Source organism: Amycolatopsis sp. M39 (assembly GCF_001651785.1).
In the GTDB taxonomy this organism is placed as follows: Bacteria; Actinomycetota; Actinomycetes; order Mycobacteriales; family Pseudonocardiaceae; genus Amycolatopsis; species Amycolatopsis rubida.
This window is the reverse complement of record NZ_LWSF01000005.1, coordinates 25,020-39,588: the sequence shown is the minus strand read 5'-3', so window position 1 is coordinate 39,588 and position 14,569 is coordinate 25,020. Positions and strand designations below refer to the sequence as shown.

General features: G+C 64.9%; 12 protein-coding genes and 1 tRNA gene. 6 read left to right on the top strand and 7 right to left on the bottom strand.

Annotation, left to right across the window (positions count from 1 at the left end):
• The first annotated feature begins 43 nt into the window (after positions 1 to 43).
• From A4R44_RS14755 to A4R44_RS14745, 3 genes are all read left to right on the top strand, one after another.
• Positions 44 to 2,215, top strand: coding sequence for a phospholipase A2 (locus tag A4R44_RS14755; RefSeq protein WP_067580323.1), 2,172 nt, complete (start codon positions 44 to 46; stop codon positions 2,213 to 2,215).
• 391 nt (positions 2,216 to 2,606) lie between these two features.
• Positions 2,607 to 4,052, top strand: coding sequence for an LCP family protein (locus A4R44_RS14750; protein ID WP_198545311.1), 1,446 nt, complete (start codon positions 2,607 to 2,609; stop codon positions 4,050 to 4,052).
• Positions 4,053 to 4,176: 124 nt separating this feature from the next.
• Positions 4,177 to 4,758 (top strand): helix-turn-helix domain-containing protein, encoded by a 582-nt coding sequence (locus A4R44_RS14745; RefSeq protein WP_067580319.1) that lies wholly within the window; start codon positions 4,177 to 4,179, stop codon positions 4,756 to 4,758.
• A gap of 307 nt (positions 4,759 to 5,065) precedes the next feature.
• Here A4R44_RS14745 and A4R44_RS14740 read toward each other — a convergent pair whose 3' ends face one another.
• Positions 5,066 to 6,535, bottom strand: coding sequence for an NAD(P)/FAD-dependent oxidoreductase (locus tag A4R44_RS14740; RefSeq protein ID WP_067580317.1), 1,470 nt, complete (start codon positions 6,533 to 6,535; stop codon positions 5,066 to 5,068).
• Between the two features lie 71 nt (positions 6,536 to 6,606).
• Here A4R44_RS14740 and A4R44_RS14735 point away from each other — a divergent pair, with 71 nt between their 5' ends.
• Together A4R44_RS14735 and A4R44_RS14730 are read left to right on the top strand one after the other, a co-directional pair.
• The gene (locus A4R44_RS14735; RefSeq protein ID WP_067580315.1) at positions 6,607 to 7,206 is read left to right on the top strand and encodes a TetR/AcrR family transcriptional regulator; all 600 of its coding nucleotides are present in this window, start codon (positions 6,607 to 6,609) and stop codon (positions 7,204 to 7,206) included.
• Positions 7,207 to 7,426: 220 nt separating this feature from the next.
• Positions 7,427 to 7,963, top strand: a complete 537-nt coding sequence (locus tag A4R44_RS14730) for a hypothetical protein (protein WP_067580313.1) — start codon at positions 7,427 to 7,429, stop codon at positions 7,961 to 7,963.
• 388 nt (positions 7,964 to 8,351) lie between these two features.
• On the opposite strand, the gene A4R44_RS14725 is transcribed toward A4R44_RS14730, so the two are convergent.
• Positions 8,352 to 8,573, bottom strand: coding sequence for a DUF3618 domain-containing protein (locus A4R44_RS14725; protein ID WP_037358573.1), 222 nt, complete (start codon positions 8,571 to 8,573; stop codon positions 8,352 to 8,354).
• Positions 8,574 to 8,697: 124 nt separating this feature from the next.
• Here A4R44_RS14725 and A4R44_RS14720 point away from each other — a divergent pair.
• Positions 8,698 to 8,774 (top strand) — tRNA-Leu (locus A4R44_RS14720).
• Here the strand turns inward: A4R44_RS14720 and A4R44_RS52335 are convergent.
• The 5 genes from A4R44_RS52335 to A4R44_RS47910 form a co-directional block, all read right to left on the bottom strand.
• The gene (locus tag A4R44_RS52335) at positions 8,731 to 10,395 is read right to left on the bottom strand and encodes a recombinase family protein (RefSeq protein WP_369805900.1); all 1,665 of its coding nucleotides are present in this window, start codon (positions 10,393 to 10,395) and stop codon (positions 8,731 to 8,733) included. The two genes, A4R44_RS14720 and A4R44_RS52335, sit on opposite strands and share 44 nt — an antisense overlap.
• A gap of 265 nt (positions 10,396 to 10,660) precedes the next feature.
• Positions 10,661 to 10,996 (bottom strand): helix-turn-helix domain-containing protein, encoded by a 336-nt coding sequence (locus A4R44_RS45610; protein ID WP_157904875.1) that lies wholly within the window; start codon positions 10,994 to 10,996, stop codon positions 10,661 to 10,663.
• Positions 10,997 to 11,056: 60 nt separating this feature from the next.
• On the bottom strand, positions 11,057 to 11,857 hold the full coding sequence (locus A4R44_RS45605; protein ID WP_095213347.1) for a replication-relaxation family protein: 801 nt from the start codon (positions 11,855 to 11,857) through the stop codon (positions 11,057 to 11,059).
• Positions 11,858 to 11,981: 124 nt separating this feature from the next.
• Positions 11,982 to 14,249 (bottom strand): type IV secretory system conjugative DNA transfer family protein, encoded by a 2,268-nt coding sequence (locus A4R44_RS45600; protein ID WP_095213346.1) that lies wholly within the window; start codon positions 14,247 to 14,249, stop codon positions 11,982 to 11,984.
• The gene (locus A4R44_RS47910) at positions 14,246 to 14,404 is read right to left on the bottom strand and encodes a hypothetical protein (protein ID WP_157904874.1); all 159 of its coding nucleotides are present in this window, start codon (positions 14,402 to 14,404) and stop codon (positions 14,246 to 14,248) included. Before A4R44_RS47910 ends, A4R44_RS45600 begins: the two co-directional genes overlap by 4 nt.
• Positions 14,405 to 14,569 lie beyond the last annotated feature (165 nt).

The following is a 14,569-nucleotide window of genomic DNA, read 5'->3' as shown; positions in this document are numbered from 1 at the left end:
AGCCGCCTCCCGCGGCGCGCGCCGGGCTGGCACCCTGGTGCGCATGCCAGCCACCGACGACCGTGCCCCGGCCGCCGTTCGTGTTCGCCGACCTTGGGCGACGTCCGGCTGGCTGCTGCTCGTCCTGCTCGTGGTGTTCGGGTTCGGCCTGATCGCCTCGCGACCCGCGTCCCCGCCCGACCAGGGACCGCCGACCGGCGGCGTGCTCGCGGCGCAGAACGCGGTCGCCGCGCTCGCCCACCCCGGCGGGGAGGCCACAGCCCTGGCTCTCCTGCCCAAGGACTTCACCGCGGTCACCGGCGTGCGGCCCGGCGCGCTGCCCGCCCGCGACGGCACCGTCCGCGCGGCGCACCTCGACGGCGGCTGCTCGGCCCCGTGGGGCGACGACAACACGAAGTGGGACTTCTCCGTCCCGTGCAAGGCGCATGACCTCGGCTACGACCTGCTCCGCTACGCCAACGACAAGGGCCACCCGCTCGGCCAGTCCGCCCGCGCCGCGCTCGACGACCGGCTTGAGCAGGACATGCACCGCACCTGCGAGCTGAACCCGATGAACTCCGAGCGCACCTGCCAGCTGGTCGCGTCGGTGTTCACCGGCGGGCTGGTGGTCAACTCGTGGCATCAGCGCTGGGGCCCGCCGGTCGGCGACCCGATCGGCCCGATGGTCGCCGGCGTGCTGGTGATCGGCTGCCTGCTCGTGATGCGCCTGCGCGGCTGGCACACCGCCCGCCGCACGACCCCGCGGCCGCGCCCGCCCCGCGGCATCCCCCGGCCGTGGGCGGTGCTCGGCATCGCCGGGGCCGTGGGGCTGATGGTCGGCGAGTCGGCGACCGCGCTGGCCGGCTGGGCGGGCGCGCCGCAGGCCACCTGGTGGCCGCTGACCTGGCTCGCGCAGCTCACGCCGCTGCTCTTCTTCGCGGGCGGGCTCGCCAACGCGGCGGGCTGGCGGGCCGAACGCGACCGCGGCTACCGGCATTACCTCGCCGAACGGTCCAGTCCGCTGCTGCGCCCGGCGTTGATCTTCGCCGTGGTCGCCTTGATCGTGCCGCTGGCCCTGGAACTGCTCGGCATCCCGGCCGGAACCAACGCCACCGTCATGCGGATCGCGCTGCACCCGCTGTGGCTACTGGGCGTCTACCTGCTGACCGTCGTAGGCGCGCCGATGCTGCTCGCGCTCTACCGCCGTACGCGGCTGTGGTCGGTCGCGTTGCTGACGGCTGTCGTCGTGGCCGGAGAACTCGCCGCTAGCTGGACGGACGTGTCCTGGCCGCGTTACGCCGCCACGCTCGCCTTAGCGCTCCTCGCGCAGCAGGTGGCGTTCGCGTACGCGGATGGTGTCCGGCTTCGCCGCCCAGTGCTCGCCGTCGCGGCCATAAGCGGCGTCGCGGCTCTCGCGGTCGCAGTGTTCGCCTTCGACGCTTCGCCGGTACTGCTCGGCAACCCGGGCGCGCCTGCCGCGTTGTCCGCGCGACCGTGGACCGTGCTGCTGCTGGGTGTGTCGCAGCTCGGCCTCGTCGGGCTCCTCGCGACACCACTGCGTCGCTGGGCCGCGCGCGACCGCGTCTCCCGCACCGCCGCGCTGATGCTGCGTGCCCCGATGAGCCTGTACCTGGCGTTCCTTGCCGCGATGCTGCTGCTCGTCGCCGTCGTCTACCTGCCCGGCCCGATCGCGAACGGCCTGAATTGGCTCCTGCAGCCACGCATGCTCGCCGCAGTGGCTCTGCTTCTCGTCCCCGCGGCCCTGGTCTTCTGGTGGTTCGAACGCCACTCCGGCAAACCCGGTACCGAGGCACCCGTCGCACCGCGTTCGTACACGCCGACCGGCCGCCGTCCGGTGCTGCTCACTCGCGCGGCCGCCGCGCTGGGCATCGGCTACGCGATGCTCGGCGTGTTCGGTCTCGCACTGGCCCGCTTCGGAGCCGAGGCCGCCGACGCCGATGTACTCGGCTTGCGGCTGGACCCGGTCCAGAGCCTCGTGCACCTTCTCCTCGGCGTCCTGCTGCTGCACGCCGTCCGGACCGGCGGGGCGGCGACCTCCCCCGCGACGTGGTTCGCCGCCGCACTGACCTGTGCGCCGTCGCTCGTGGCGGCCGCCGGCGGCGAAACGCACGGCTCGACGGTCGTCGTCCTGCACCTCCTGACCGCGGTGTTCGCGCTGGTCGGAGCGGGTTCGTGCCTGGTGCCGACGAGACGGACGGCTCCCGCGGCACCCTGACCCGCGACACGCGTACCGCCGACCGGGCGAAAATGCTTCGGATACCGGAACATAGGTGGTGCACACCACACCGCCCGGGGGAGGTGCGAATCCGTCGCAACCCCCGCCCGGCACCATGCGTCTCCAGAAGCGGACGACCAGAACGACGAGAAGGAGCCGGCCCGTGGACTACCCGCCTCGGAACGGGCAAGGCGATCGCCGCCCCGCCCGCTCGTGGCAGGACCAGCCCGGTCGGGGACCGGTACGGCGGTCCGGGCCACCGCGACGCGAACCGCGGGACTCCGGCCCGTCCCGGCGTCCCGGACCGCCCCCGCGCCGTCCGTACCGGGGTTCCCGCCGCAACGGGCTGCGCGGGGTGAAAATCGCCCTCACCGTGGTGTCGTTGCTGGTCATGGGACTCACCGGGTACGCGTGGGCGTCGCTGCAGGGGCTGGTCAACGGGCTGAACTACTCCGACGTCATCGGCAACGGCGGCGGCGGTGACAAGCCCGCCGACGGCGCCCGCGACATCCTCCTGGTCGGCCTCGACAGCCGCACCGACATGCAGGGCAACCCGCTCTCCCCGGAACTGCTCGCCCAGCTGCGCGCGGGCGAATCGGACGGCGAGCTGAACACCGACACGCTGATCCTGGTCCACATCCCGAACGACGGCAGCAAAGCCGTCGCGCTCTCGCTGCCGCGCGACTCGTACGTGAACATCCCCGGCTACGGCAAGCACAAGATCAACTCGGCGTACGCCAGGGCGATGCTGCAGGCGCGCAAGGACCTGCAGGCCCAAGGCGTCACCGATCCGAAGGAACTCGACGTCAAGGCCAACCAGGCCGGGGCGCGGCTGCTGATCTCGACGATCCAGGAGCTGACCGGGTCCACCATCGACAACTACGCGGCGATCAACCTGCTCGGCTTCAGCGACATCACGAAGGCCATCGGCGGCGTGGACGTCTGCCTGAAGAACAACGTCGACGACGAATACTCCGGCGCGAAGTTCACCAAGGGCCAGCACACCATCTCCGGGGTGGAGGCGCTGGAGTTCGTCCGGCAGCGGCACGGACTGCCGCGCGGCGACCTCGACCGCGTGGTGCGCCAGCAGGTGTTCATGGCGGGCATGGCGCGCAAGGTGCTGTCCGCGGGGACGCTGACCGACCCAGGCAAGCTCAACGCACTGGTCGACGCCATCAAGAAGTCCGTGGTGCTGAACCAGAACTGGGACATCTTCAACTTCGCCCAGCAGATGAAGGGCCTCACCGGCGGGCAATTGGAGTTCCGCACCATCCCGGTCGACAACGTCGAGTACCGCACGCCGGACGACGGCGTCGCGGTGAAGGTCGACCCGGAGAAGGTGAAGACGTTCGTACAGGGCCTCGCCGGTCCGCAGGCCGGAGCCGACGGCGCCCCGGCGCAGCAGCAACCGCAGAAGCCGGACGAGTCGCATAAGGACACGACGGTCGACGTGCGCAATGCCTCGGGCCGCACCGGTCTCGCGGCGAGCGTGTCCAAGCAGCTGGTGGACAAGGGATTCACCGCGGGCGACACGGACAACGCGTCCTCGCGCAAGACGACTGTGATCTGGGTCCCCACCGGCGGCGAAGCGGCCGGGCAAACGGTCGCCGACACGCTGGGCACCAAGGCGACGGTGCAGGAAGACAAGAGTGTGCCCAAGGGCCACGTGAAGGTGTTCCTCGGTTCGGACTACGAGCCCTCCGCCGGCGCGTCGAGCGGAACCGGTGCGGCGCAAGCGCCTCCGGCGCAGCAGCAGGCCGCACCTCCGTCGACGCCCACCGGTCCGGGAAGCGACGACCAGCCGATCACCGCCGACGGCGTGCCCTGCGTCAACTGACGCGTTGCTCCATTCGGGGCAAGTAGAAATTTCTCCCGAAACCCGCGTAATGAGCGGCTGCTTCGGCACTTTCACCATCGGGACGCAAGCCCGCGTCCGTGAAGTTGGTTGAGGGGCAGGGGCCGTGATCGACGCTGAGCACTACCAGCGAGTGCTGGGAGACGAGCTGCGCAAGCTCAGGCGTGGCCGGGGATGGACGCGCAAGGAGCTGAACGCGCATCTGCAGAGCGAAATCTCGCTGCAGACGCTGGCGACATACGAACTGGGCACGCGGCAGTGTTCCGTGGTGCGCCTGGTCGAACTGTGCGTGGCGATGGACGAGCTTCCGCAGGATTTGCTGGCGAAGGTGCACAGCCGGGTCTTCACCGAGGAACCGGGCCGGGTCCGCGTGGACCTGCGCCGGGTCGTCGCGGAGGCCGGTCCGGAGCTGACTCCGTTGCGACGTTGGGCCGAAGGACGGTTGCGGCAGAACGGAGTCGCGTTGCCTGCCCGCGCGGGCACCGCCGCCCGGCCCTCCGTTCCCGTATCCGGATCTCCCGCCGCGCCAAGCCCTTCCGCTCCCGCGGCCTCGGGCCAGCCCGCTTCGGCGAGCGCCTCGACCGACGAGGTGTCGTTCGATTTCGCCGCGCTGGAGCGGATGGCCGAACTGTGCGGCCTTCCGACGGCCGAGCTGGTTTCGCACCTGCGCAAGCTCGCTCCCGCCTGACCACAGACCACGAGAGGGCCTTCGCGACTCCTCCCCTGCCGCGAACGTCCCCCTCGTACTCCTCAGCTTTCCTTTTCCGCTCGCCGACAATGCTGCCCGCGTCCGGCCAGAGTCCACTGTGGAGCATCCGCTCCCTGCTGAACGCTGCCCGCTGGGGCCCACGTACTACGAGGGGAACTTTCGCGACTCCTCCCCTGCCGCGAAAGCTTCCCCTCGTACTCCGCAGTCCACTGTGGACTACCACAGAGACCACGAGGGGGACCTTCGCGGCTCCATCCCCCGCCGCGAACGTCCCCTTCGTGCCCCCTCAGCCGAGCAGTTCGTAGTCCTCCCGCCGGACCGTCCGGGTGTCGAGCCAGTACCGCCAGGTGAAGCCCGGCCACAGCGTCCGGTTCACGCCCTTCGCGTCGAGATACCAGCTCTTGCAGCCGCCCTTGGTCCAGATGCCCTTCTCGAGTTTGTGCTGCACCTGCGCGTTGAACCGCTCCTGCACGTCCTCGCGCGGGTCCAGCGCCCGGTCGCCGGCCAGCCGCAACGCCTGCGCGATATAGGAAATCTGCGCCTCGATCATGAAGACCACCGAGTTGTGGCCAAGCCCGGTGTTCGGCCCGAGAAGGAAGAACAGGTTCGGGAAGCCGTTGACCGTGATCCCGAGATGCGTCCGCATCCCTTCGCTCGCCCACTCCTTCGCGAGGTTCCGCCCGTCCCGGCCGACAATCTCCAGGCTGTCGAACGCGTCGGTGACATGGAATCCGGTGCCGTAGACGATCGCGTCCACCTCGTGCTCGACGCCCGCCTGGTCGACGATGCTGTGCTCGCGCACCTCGGCGACGCCGTCGGTGACCACGTCGACGTTGTCGCGGGCCAGCGCCGGGTAGTAGTCGTTCGAGATGAGCACGCGTTTGCAGCCCATGGTGTAGTCCGGGGTCAGCTTCGCGCGCAGCTCCGGATCCGACACCGCGCGGTCGATGTTGCTCTTCGCGAGCCGCTGCCCGATCTTCATGATCCACGGCTGGCCGTTGAAGCCGATCGCGCGCGCTTCCAGGGTCCAGTAAAGGACATTCCGGTACAGCCGCTGCACCGGCGGCACCGCGCGGAACAGCCCGCGCAGCCAGCCCGGCATGTCGCGGTCGGCCTTCGGCATCACCCACGGCGGCGTGCGCTGGAACAGCGTCAGCTCGGCGACCTCCGGCGCTATCTTCGGCACGAACTGGACCGCACTGGCCCCGGTGCCGACGACGGCGACGCGTTTGCCGGAGAAGTCGAAGCCGTGCTCCCACTCGGCGGAATGGAACGCGCGGCCCTTGAACCGCTCGATGCCGGGCAGGTCGGGGATCATCGGCCGGTGCAGCGCGCCGACGCCCGCGACCAGCGCCGGCGCCACGAACTCGTCGCCGCCGCGGGTGCTGACGTGCCAGCGGTTCTCCTCGGCGTCCCAGCGCGCGCCGGTCATCTCCTGGCCGAAGCGGATGAAGCGGCGCAGGTCGTACTTGTCCGCGACCCCGCGCATGTACTCGTAGATCTCCGGCTGCGGCGAATACGCGCGCGACCAGCCGGGGTTCTGCTCGAAGGAGAAGGAGTACATGTGCGACGGGATGTCGCACGCGCAACCGGGGTAGCTGTTGTCCCGCCAGGTTCCGCCGACATCCTGGGCCTTCTCAAGCACCACGAAGTCGTCTCGGCCGTCCTTGCGCANCTTGCGCAGCTGAATCGCCATGCCGAGCCCGGAGAACCCGGTGCCGACCACGATCACGCCGGTCTCGGTGCGGTTGCCCATGCGTCCTCCCGTTAACTGTTACCCGAAGTCCAGCTTACTCGGAGTAGGTTACTGGCGGTAGAGTGTGCGCCATGACCACCGCCAAGCGCAAGCGCATGCCCCGAGCCGAGCGGGAACGGCAGATGATCGAGGTCGCCGAGCAGGTCTTCGGCGAGCGCGGCTACGCGATGGCGTCGATGGACGAGATCGCCGAGCTGGTCGGTGTGTCCAAGCCGATGCTGTACGAGTACTTCAACTCGAAAGAGGGCCTGCTGCTGGCGTGCATCCGGCAGTCGCGATCAGCCCTGCAAGAGGCCACCGAGCAGTCGATCATCGGCGCGGATTCGGCACAGGAGGCGCTGCGGCGCGGACTGCTGGCGTTCTTCGTCTTCATCCGCGAGCGCCGCCAGGCCTGGTCGCTGCTGCGGCACGAGATGGCCCTGATCGGCACGCCCGCCGCGGACGAGATCGAAGAGACCCGCCGGCAGCAGACCGACCTGATCACCGCGTTGATGAGCGGTTACTTCGACAGCGAGGACACCCTGCGCGCCGAAGCCTCGGCCGAGTTCGTCGTCGGAGCCTGCGAGCGGCTGGCCATCTGGTGCGAGCGCTTCCCGGAGGTGACCCCGGAGAAGGCCACCGAGTACGCCATGGATCTGCTGTGGGCCGGGTTGTCACAGCGAGCGATCTGATGTGCACGTGAAGATGACCGTGCATTAGGCCATTCGGTCGTCACTCAGCGCACATCTCGTCCCGTTACTTGTGACACAGAGTTTTCTTGCGGTATCGATGACACGGTAGAAAGACACACTGAGTGTCGCGCCAGCGGCCGGCAAGCAGGAATCGCGTCATGAGTTTGCGGTGGCCGGGTCTCGACCTGTGACGCATGCTGATGACGAGAGGGGTGAGGCAGTGGTGGAAACGATCACGGCGACGTACAAGCACGACAACGACGACTGGACGATCACCGTCAGCGGCCGCGGCAAGGAGCTGACCGGCAAGGCGCCCGGCATCATCGCCGCCCGCGACCGGGCCGACCAGCTCGTGGAGCAGCTCGCCCCGAACGAGCGTCCCACGGTCGTGCACCTGCTGAACGGCAACGCACTGGAGTTCACCAGCGCGTACATGGCCGCCCGCCTGACGCTGCCGGAGATCGAGCCGCTGGAAATCCCGCCGTCGGGCGGTGCCAAGGCGGCCAAGGACGCTGCGGTGCCTTCCGGCTCCGACACGGCTGAGGCTCCCGCACCGGCTGCCCCGGCGGCCGCCGACAAGGCCGAGGCTCCCGCACCGCCTCCACCGGCGGCCGCCGAGAAGGACAAGGCCGCCAAGCCGGCGCTGCCGCCGAGCAAGCAGCTCCCGAAAGAGGTCGAAGACCGCAAGCCGGACGAGGCGAGCCGCCCCGGCGTGACAGCGGGCGCGTCGGCCACGCCTCCGGTCGCACGCGCCTGATCCCGCGGCCGGTTCTTCAGCGCGCGTTTTCGCGGGCTGATTCGCCTGCGCGCGTCTCCACGTTGGCCCGCGTCTTGAGGGCGGTGCCCGTCCACCGAGCAGGCTCGCCTGTTCACACCCGCAAACAGTGGGCGACGTCCAGCGCAACGGGGCAAAACCGCCCCGTCACCCCCAAGGGGTAGCCCAATTCGGCGAACGTCCTGCCGCCAACCGACCCAGGTGAGCGACCGCCAAACAGGTGACCCCTGGTTCAGTGGCACTTCTCACGAAGTTCACCCGGCGTAGCGATCACCGCTGTCCATCCGCCATCCAGGTCGGAACAGCCAGTCTCCGGCAAACCCCGCCGCGCGCTAGTGCATCAGCACCCCGCGTAACCGAGGCCCGCCCGTCAGCGGAACAGTTTCCGCACCAGCAGCACGGCCACCAGCACGCCGGCCCCGATCAGCGGGTACTTGACCTTCGGGTTGTCGAGCTTCGCGCGCACGCCGTCCTTCGCCTGCTCAGCGAGTTTCTGCGGATTGGCTTTCGTGCCCAGCTGGTCGAGGGTCGCCGCCAAAGCGGTCCTCGCCTGCTCGATCTCACGCTCGATGGTCTCGGGATCGCGAGCCACGTGCCCTCCTCGCCGCAGTCGGACTGTAGGCGGTCCACGGTAGAGGACAACCCCCGCGCGACGGCGACTGGCCACGCCGAGCGAACCCGAACGTGGTGCGCGCTACGATCACACCTGGTTCCTGGGGGCCGTAGCCCAATTGGCAGAGGCACACGGTTTAGGTCCGTGCCAGTGAGAGTTCGAGTCTCTCCGGCCCCACCATGTCAGACGTACTAGAACCATCAGCCAGCAAAGCTCGGTCTACTGCTTCTGACAGGGACACACGCAGGTCACAGGCGCCGTGCTCACCGAGTGCGACGCCTGTTTGCTTCTCAGAGCCGCGCTCAAGCGTCTCCCCCAGCTCGGCCGCCTGCGCGGCCTCATAGTGCGCGTATGTCGCCCACAGGACACCGAACGGCTCAGTTAGCTCGTGGCTCGTGACCGTAGGCACGTCCTCTTCGACGTCGACGCACAGGCGGGTAAAGAACGCCCGGTTGAGCACCGTTCGTACTTCCTCGCTGCCAGCCAGGTAGACGTCCTGCGGACGCTCTAGGAGGCTCAACGCTGTGTAGAAGACCTCGCGGCCTGCCTCAAGTTGCGCTTCCGCCTGGTCGAGCTGCTGTCGGATCTTCTGCAACTCGGAGCGGAGAGCTTGCACCTTTGCCCGCAGCTTGTCCTTTGGCCAGTCTTCGTCAGCTGCGAGCTCCAGGAAGTAGTCTTCCTTCTTATCCAGCTTGGTTAGTCGTCGCTCAAACTCAGCCCGCATGTCATCGGACAGGCTTGAACTCGTCGCCACCGCCGCATCTACCGCGTCCCGTACGGCAGAGCGAAACGCACTGCTTAGGCGCAGGACACGGCCGTAATGAGCTTCAACGGCTGCCTCCATGGCGTTCACCGGGATGTACGGCTGCTCGCACACCTTGTCCTCACGTCCGCCACAGAAGAAATAGAAGTAAACGCCGCCAGTTCGCCCCTTCGCGCGCTGCACCATGAAACGCTGCTTGCAGCGGTCACACCAGATTGTGCCCTTTAGATAGTGGTGATGCTTCCGGTGGCGGACACCAGACCCGGAGTGCGATTCAAGTACACGCTGCACCTTGTCGAAAAGCTCTTCCGTAACAAGCTTCGGGTGCCGTCCAGGGTACTCCATGCCTTTGTGAATCACGTAGCCGAGGTAGTAACGGTCGCGCAGCCGCGCATAAAGCGTCTGCCTAGATATCGGCTCATTGGTTCGCGGCATGCGCAAGCCAAGGTCGGTCAGCTTATCCCGCAAATCATCGACATTGTACTTACCTGTAGCGAACAGCTTGAAGGCAATTTTGACGTACTTCGCCCGCTCTTCATCGACGGCAATCGTGTTGACCTTATGGCCATCGATCATCGCGGCAGTATTAATGTATCCCAGTCGGGCGCGCCCGTTCGTTCCACCATTCTTAACTTTGTTGAGCATTTTCACTTTAATGTCTTCGCCGTTACGCTTGACGTCCATCCAGTTCATGACGTCAACCATGGCTTCCATGCCTTCAGCCAAGTAACCTTCGCCGAAGTTCTCTCGCGCAGAAACAAGCTTGACGCCCAACTGGCCCAACTGCTGCTTGACTATCGCCGCTTCAATATAGTTACGGAATATGCGCGATCGCATGTAGATCACGACATAATCTACGTCGCGCTGTTCGACGATACGCTTCAAGAGCTGCTTAAATATTGGGCGCTTGTTCATCTCCTGACCGGAGTAGCCAGGCTCAATGTATTCGTCAACCTTGAGGGCTTTCAGTTCCCGGTTCCTCTTATCGCACCACTCGCGTTGCGTTGGAATAGAGTTACCCTCTGGGTCGATATCCATTGCAGTGTACATCTGCTTCTTGTCAGAGACGCGCAGTAAGTACACCGAGCGCTTCACGGCGCCTTTCTTGTCATCGCTTTCTGTCTGCATAGTCTCCCCTCTACCTATCCGCTGGGACACTAAGATCCTCAGGCTTTTGGCTAACTGCTCGCAAATCTCGTCTCTCCTGGACGGTAACAATCAGTTCGCTCACCAGAGTTTTTAACTTATCTAAGGCTTCCTTTTGTTCTGCTTCGTGTTCCATATTCCCCTCCTCGATGGGCGCTTAGTTATCGGTCGCTTCCTTATGAAAGTAGGCCGCAATGTCCGCGATTGCCTCTTCTGGCATGCCGTATTTCTGTCGTAAGTACTCTTCAAACTCGGGTAGGTTGCGCCTGGAGCGCGCACCCAAATCGGCCAGCAGTTGTGCAAGCTCTAGGTCCAACACCCGGTCAAGGCTCAGCAGCGTGGGGAGCGTCGGCAACTTAGCGCCGGATTCAATGCGTGAGATGGTTGAAACGGCTACACCTGAACGTTCGGCCAACTGCGGCAGATTCAACCCGGCTGCGGTGCGTTTCACCTTGATATGAGCCCCGATAACATTACTTAGCTCGACTTCCATTGTCCCCTCCATTTGGATAGCCCGATTATCCCACAGCGTTTGCACGCGTGCAAATGAACTTTACACATGAAGGCCCTGGAATAGCAGTGCGGCAAGGGCAGCTTGCGCGGTTGCCTTATAGACCATGCGTAGCGCCCCCTGCTTAGCTATTTCGCCTGCGATATCCTCGGCTCGCTCTTCGGTCGCCGTCGCGAATACGACATGCGGTAAAACGCCATGTACGCCCTCTGCGCCGCTCGCCGCAAACGCTTCATAGGTGACAATCTTGCTACGAATACGCCCGAGGTCTTCACTGCCTTGGTCGATTTCCAGCCAGTTAGCGGCTTCGTACTGCTCGTCCTCAACAATGGCTAGCGCATCCGGCCGCAACATGCCGCCGTTGCCGTCGGGCCACCAGCAGTCCGGCTCAGTCGCAAAGGTGTGCACACTACCGATTCCTTGGCGCGACAACTCGACGAGTGATACGAAAGATTCACTGATCGCTAGCGTGTGCCGCAAAAACATCTCACTCGGTGTCCGTGGTGCCCGCGTGCGTGCGCGGAAAGTGCTACCATTGAGGAGATCAGCCATTCGCTGCCCCAATCGCCCGAGGCAGTAGATAAGACCGGCAGAACCAGCACGAACTCCGCCGACGCGGCGCTCAAGTGTGGCGACCAATTCCAATTCAACAAGCCGTTTCATAACGCGTCGCCGAATGTGGGATTGTTGGGATTCTGCATTATGGGCGAAGATCAGGCGTTCAAGCTGCCAGCCGGTCAGCAGGCGAACCCTGGCAAGCTGGCGAATGATCTCCTTGTCTCGTTCACTCAGCCGTTCGGCCAGCTCGGTGACCTTCGCCCAGCTGGCGCGCGCCCCGGTCATATTGCCCTCCGGAGGAGGGCATAAGTCGTTGGCACGAGGGGACGGGTTGTAGGGGTTGACCAGGGGAGATGCGTACAGGCGCTCGACGCGACCATTCGGCCGAGGGGACGTCTCATTTGATCTTTCATGATGTACCTCCTTTTGCTCGTTTGTTGGTTCTCGTAGTGGGCACCGCAATGCGGGCGGCTTGGCCAGCGTCGATGTCCGCGGCAGACACGGCGTACGTTTCCTGACTTCGTTTCAGTACGTCGGCTGTACTGCCAAGGCTCTCCGGCGGCGGCAGTGTCACAGCGGTAATCGGCGCAAGTGTTGCGCCATACACAGACGGGCGGAACGCGATTTCGTGGACGCCGAGCCCCTGCAAGTCATCGGCATGAAGCGGCGCAAAACGGGGCGCAAGCGCTTTTGCGTCCTCGTGTTCAACCTGAAAGACAATCTGACTTCGGGTGGTGCCGAGTACAGCGCCTTTCAGGTCGGGCGGTAACTGGCCAAGGTATTGGTGTGCCAGTATCAGGCCGAGCCCTAGGCCCCGCGCCTGAGCCAGCATATCAGCCAGATCTAAAGGCAGTCGCATGATTTCCTGAAATTCATCAGCGTACAACCAGGTTGGCCGCCGCTTCTCGCGTGGCGTGTCCGCTCGCGAAAGCGTGGCCTGCCAAACGCTGGCCATGACAAGGGAGCCGACGAGTGCCGTTGTCTCAGCGCCAAGCAGACCCTTCTTGAGCGACACCAGGATTATCCTTTTCTTAGTGAAGGCGTCGGCGATGTCGATGCCTTCACTCTGTCCGAGCGTCAGCCGTAGCGGCGTCGATAGCGTGAAGTTGCGCAGCTTGTTGAGTACTGGAGAAATGATGTTCGCGCGTTCGGTGTTACTCAAGTTTCCGTACCAACGCCAGAAGGAACTCAGTGCAGGCGGCAACGGCTGCCTGGTGATGAATCCGCGGAACTGGTCATTAGTGAGCAACTCGGGAAGCTCAATAAGAGTCAGGCGGGAGCCGTCGGCGGCATGAGTGTGGGCGAGCGTCAGAAGACTTGCTCGCAGGATATCTGCTGTGCGCACGCCCCAACTCGATTGATAGACAGAGTGCAAGATGGACAAGATATGCTCGGCGGACAGTTCCCGGCTTCGTTCGTCGTATCCGAGTGACAGCGGATTGAAGCCAACGACCGTATCGGTGTTCGCCGGGTCGATAACGATTACATCGTCTCGGCGGTTCTCCGGCACGTTGTCGATAACGTCGTGCACCAAGTCACCGCGGGCGTCAATTACGATGATGCCGTCACCGTTTTCCATGTCCTGCTTAATCAGGTTGAGCATTAGCGTGCTCTTACCGCTGCCTGTTGGGCCGAGCACCCATAGATGGCGTAGTCGGTCGCTGCGCAGCAATCCAACGGGGCGACGGTCGCCGACATAGTTTGATTCCCCGATGACTAAGCCGCGCCGGGCGACTGTCGGCGGCGTCGGCAAAGTGCGCGCAATCCCGGCAGGCAGGCCCGGTAGGCGCAAACCTTCGGCGGCCATGCCAACAAGGCCGCTCGCTTCCTGCACGTTCAGGGTCAACGGCCAGCGGGTCAGCGGTGGCTGAATGTCGCGAAGGCGGCTTATCGCACTGGTGCGGGAGACATACCAGCGCTTGAGCAATCGCACACCAGGAGCGTCCATGCCACCGAGTGGTGTCCAGACACGGTGGAAGAGTTGGAGCGCACGGCCTCTGCTCGCTGCCTGGACGCCAACACGCAATGACGCCGCGAGCAGCGGCGACTTAAATTTGTTGCGTTGCTCGCGCAGGTCGTCTGCCGTCGTCAGCGTTTCGGTATCAAGCCACCACGGCATAGACATATCCGGCTTCGTTTGCCGGGGTACCGTCCGTGTGGAGCCGCTGAAAATCCATTGCATGACAACCTGTTCGCCTTTGGCGAGCGGCTGAAATGATGAAAGGAGGTGTTGCGACGTTTCGCGCGCGCGGCTTACATCGAGCGGTCGCGTTTCGCCGGTAAGGGTCGCCTCAGCTGCCATATGAAGTTGTGGGCGGTCTTTGAGGTAGTTCGGGACTTCCTCGGTTCGGACGTTCGGTAACGCCGCGCGTAGGCTGGCCAGTACCGGCCGCTGTAGCCGGGTAGGCATGAGAACGATATGCGTAACGGCACCTTGATTGCCTGTCACCTCTAGGGCAATAGGCGTATTCGACAGCAAGTACCAGCGTGGGCTTTCGGTCATGACTTGTACGCGGGCAAGCCACTGTGCAACGTCGGCCGTTGTGGTGTTGCCCGGCAGTTGCAAGCGCAGGGCCTTAAGCCCTCTCCGCCATACGCGACTATCCAGCCAGCGGGCGGCGAGGATAAGCCAAAGCAGCACCAGGCCGCCGCCGATGATGACAAGCGCGGCATTCATTGCCGCCCGTCCTCTGGTGTTTCGTCCGCCTGCTGGTCGCGCTTCTCGCGTTCCCAGATTTCGCGGCCGAGTTGAATGATTGCCTGTGCCACGAGTTCGACGTCCGGATTTTTCCGGGGCGCACCGCGGACACGTATTCGACGGGCTTTGCGCATAGTAAACCTCCTTCACGTTATGGTTTGGGTGGCTCACAAATTGCACGCGTGCAAAGCTGTGCCATGACTTCTTATATTTGCACGCATGCAAAAGTTCAAGAGAGTGTGTAAATTCGGCTACACCGATAAAACCACGGTGGCTAGAGGTCGAATGCCAACACGGAA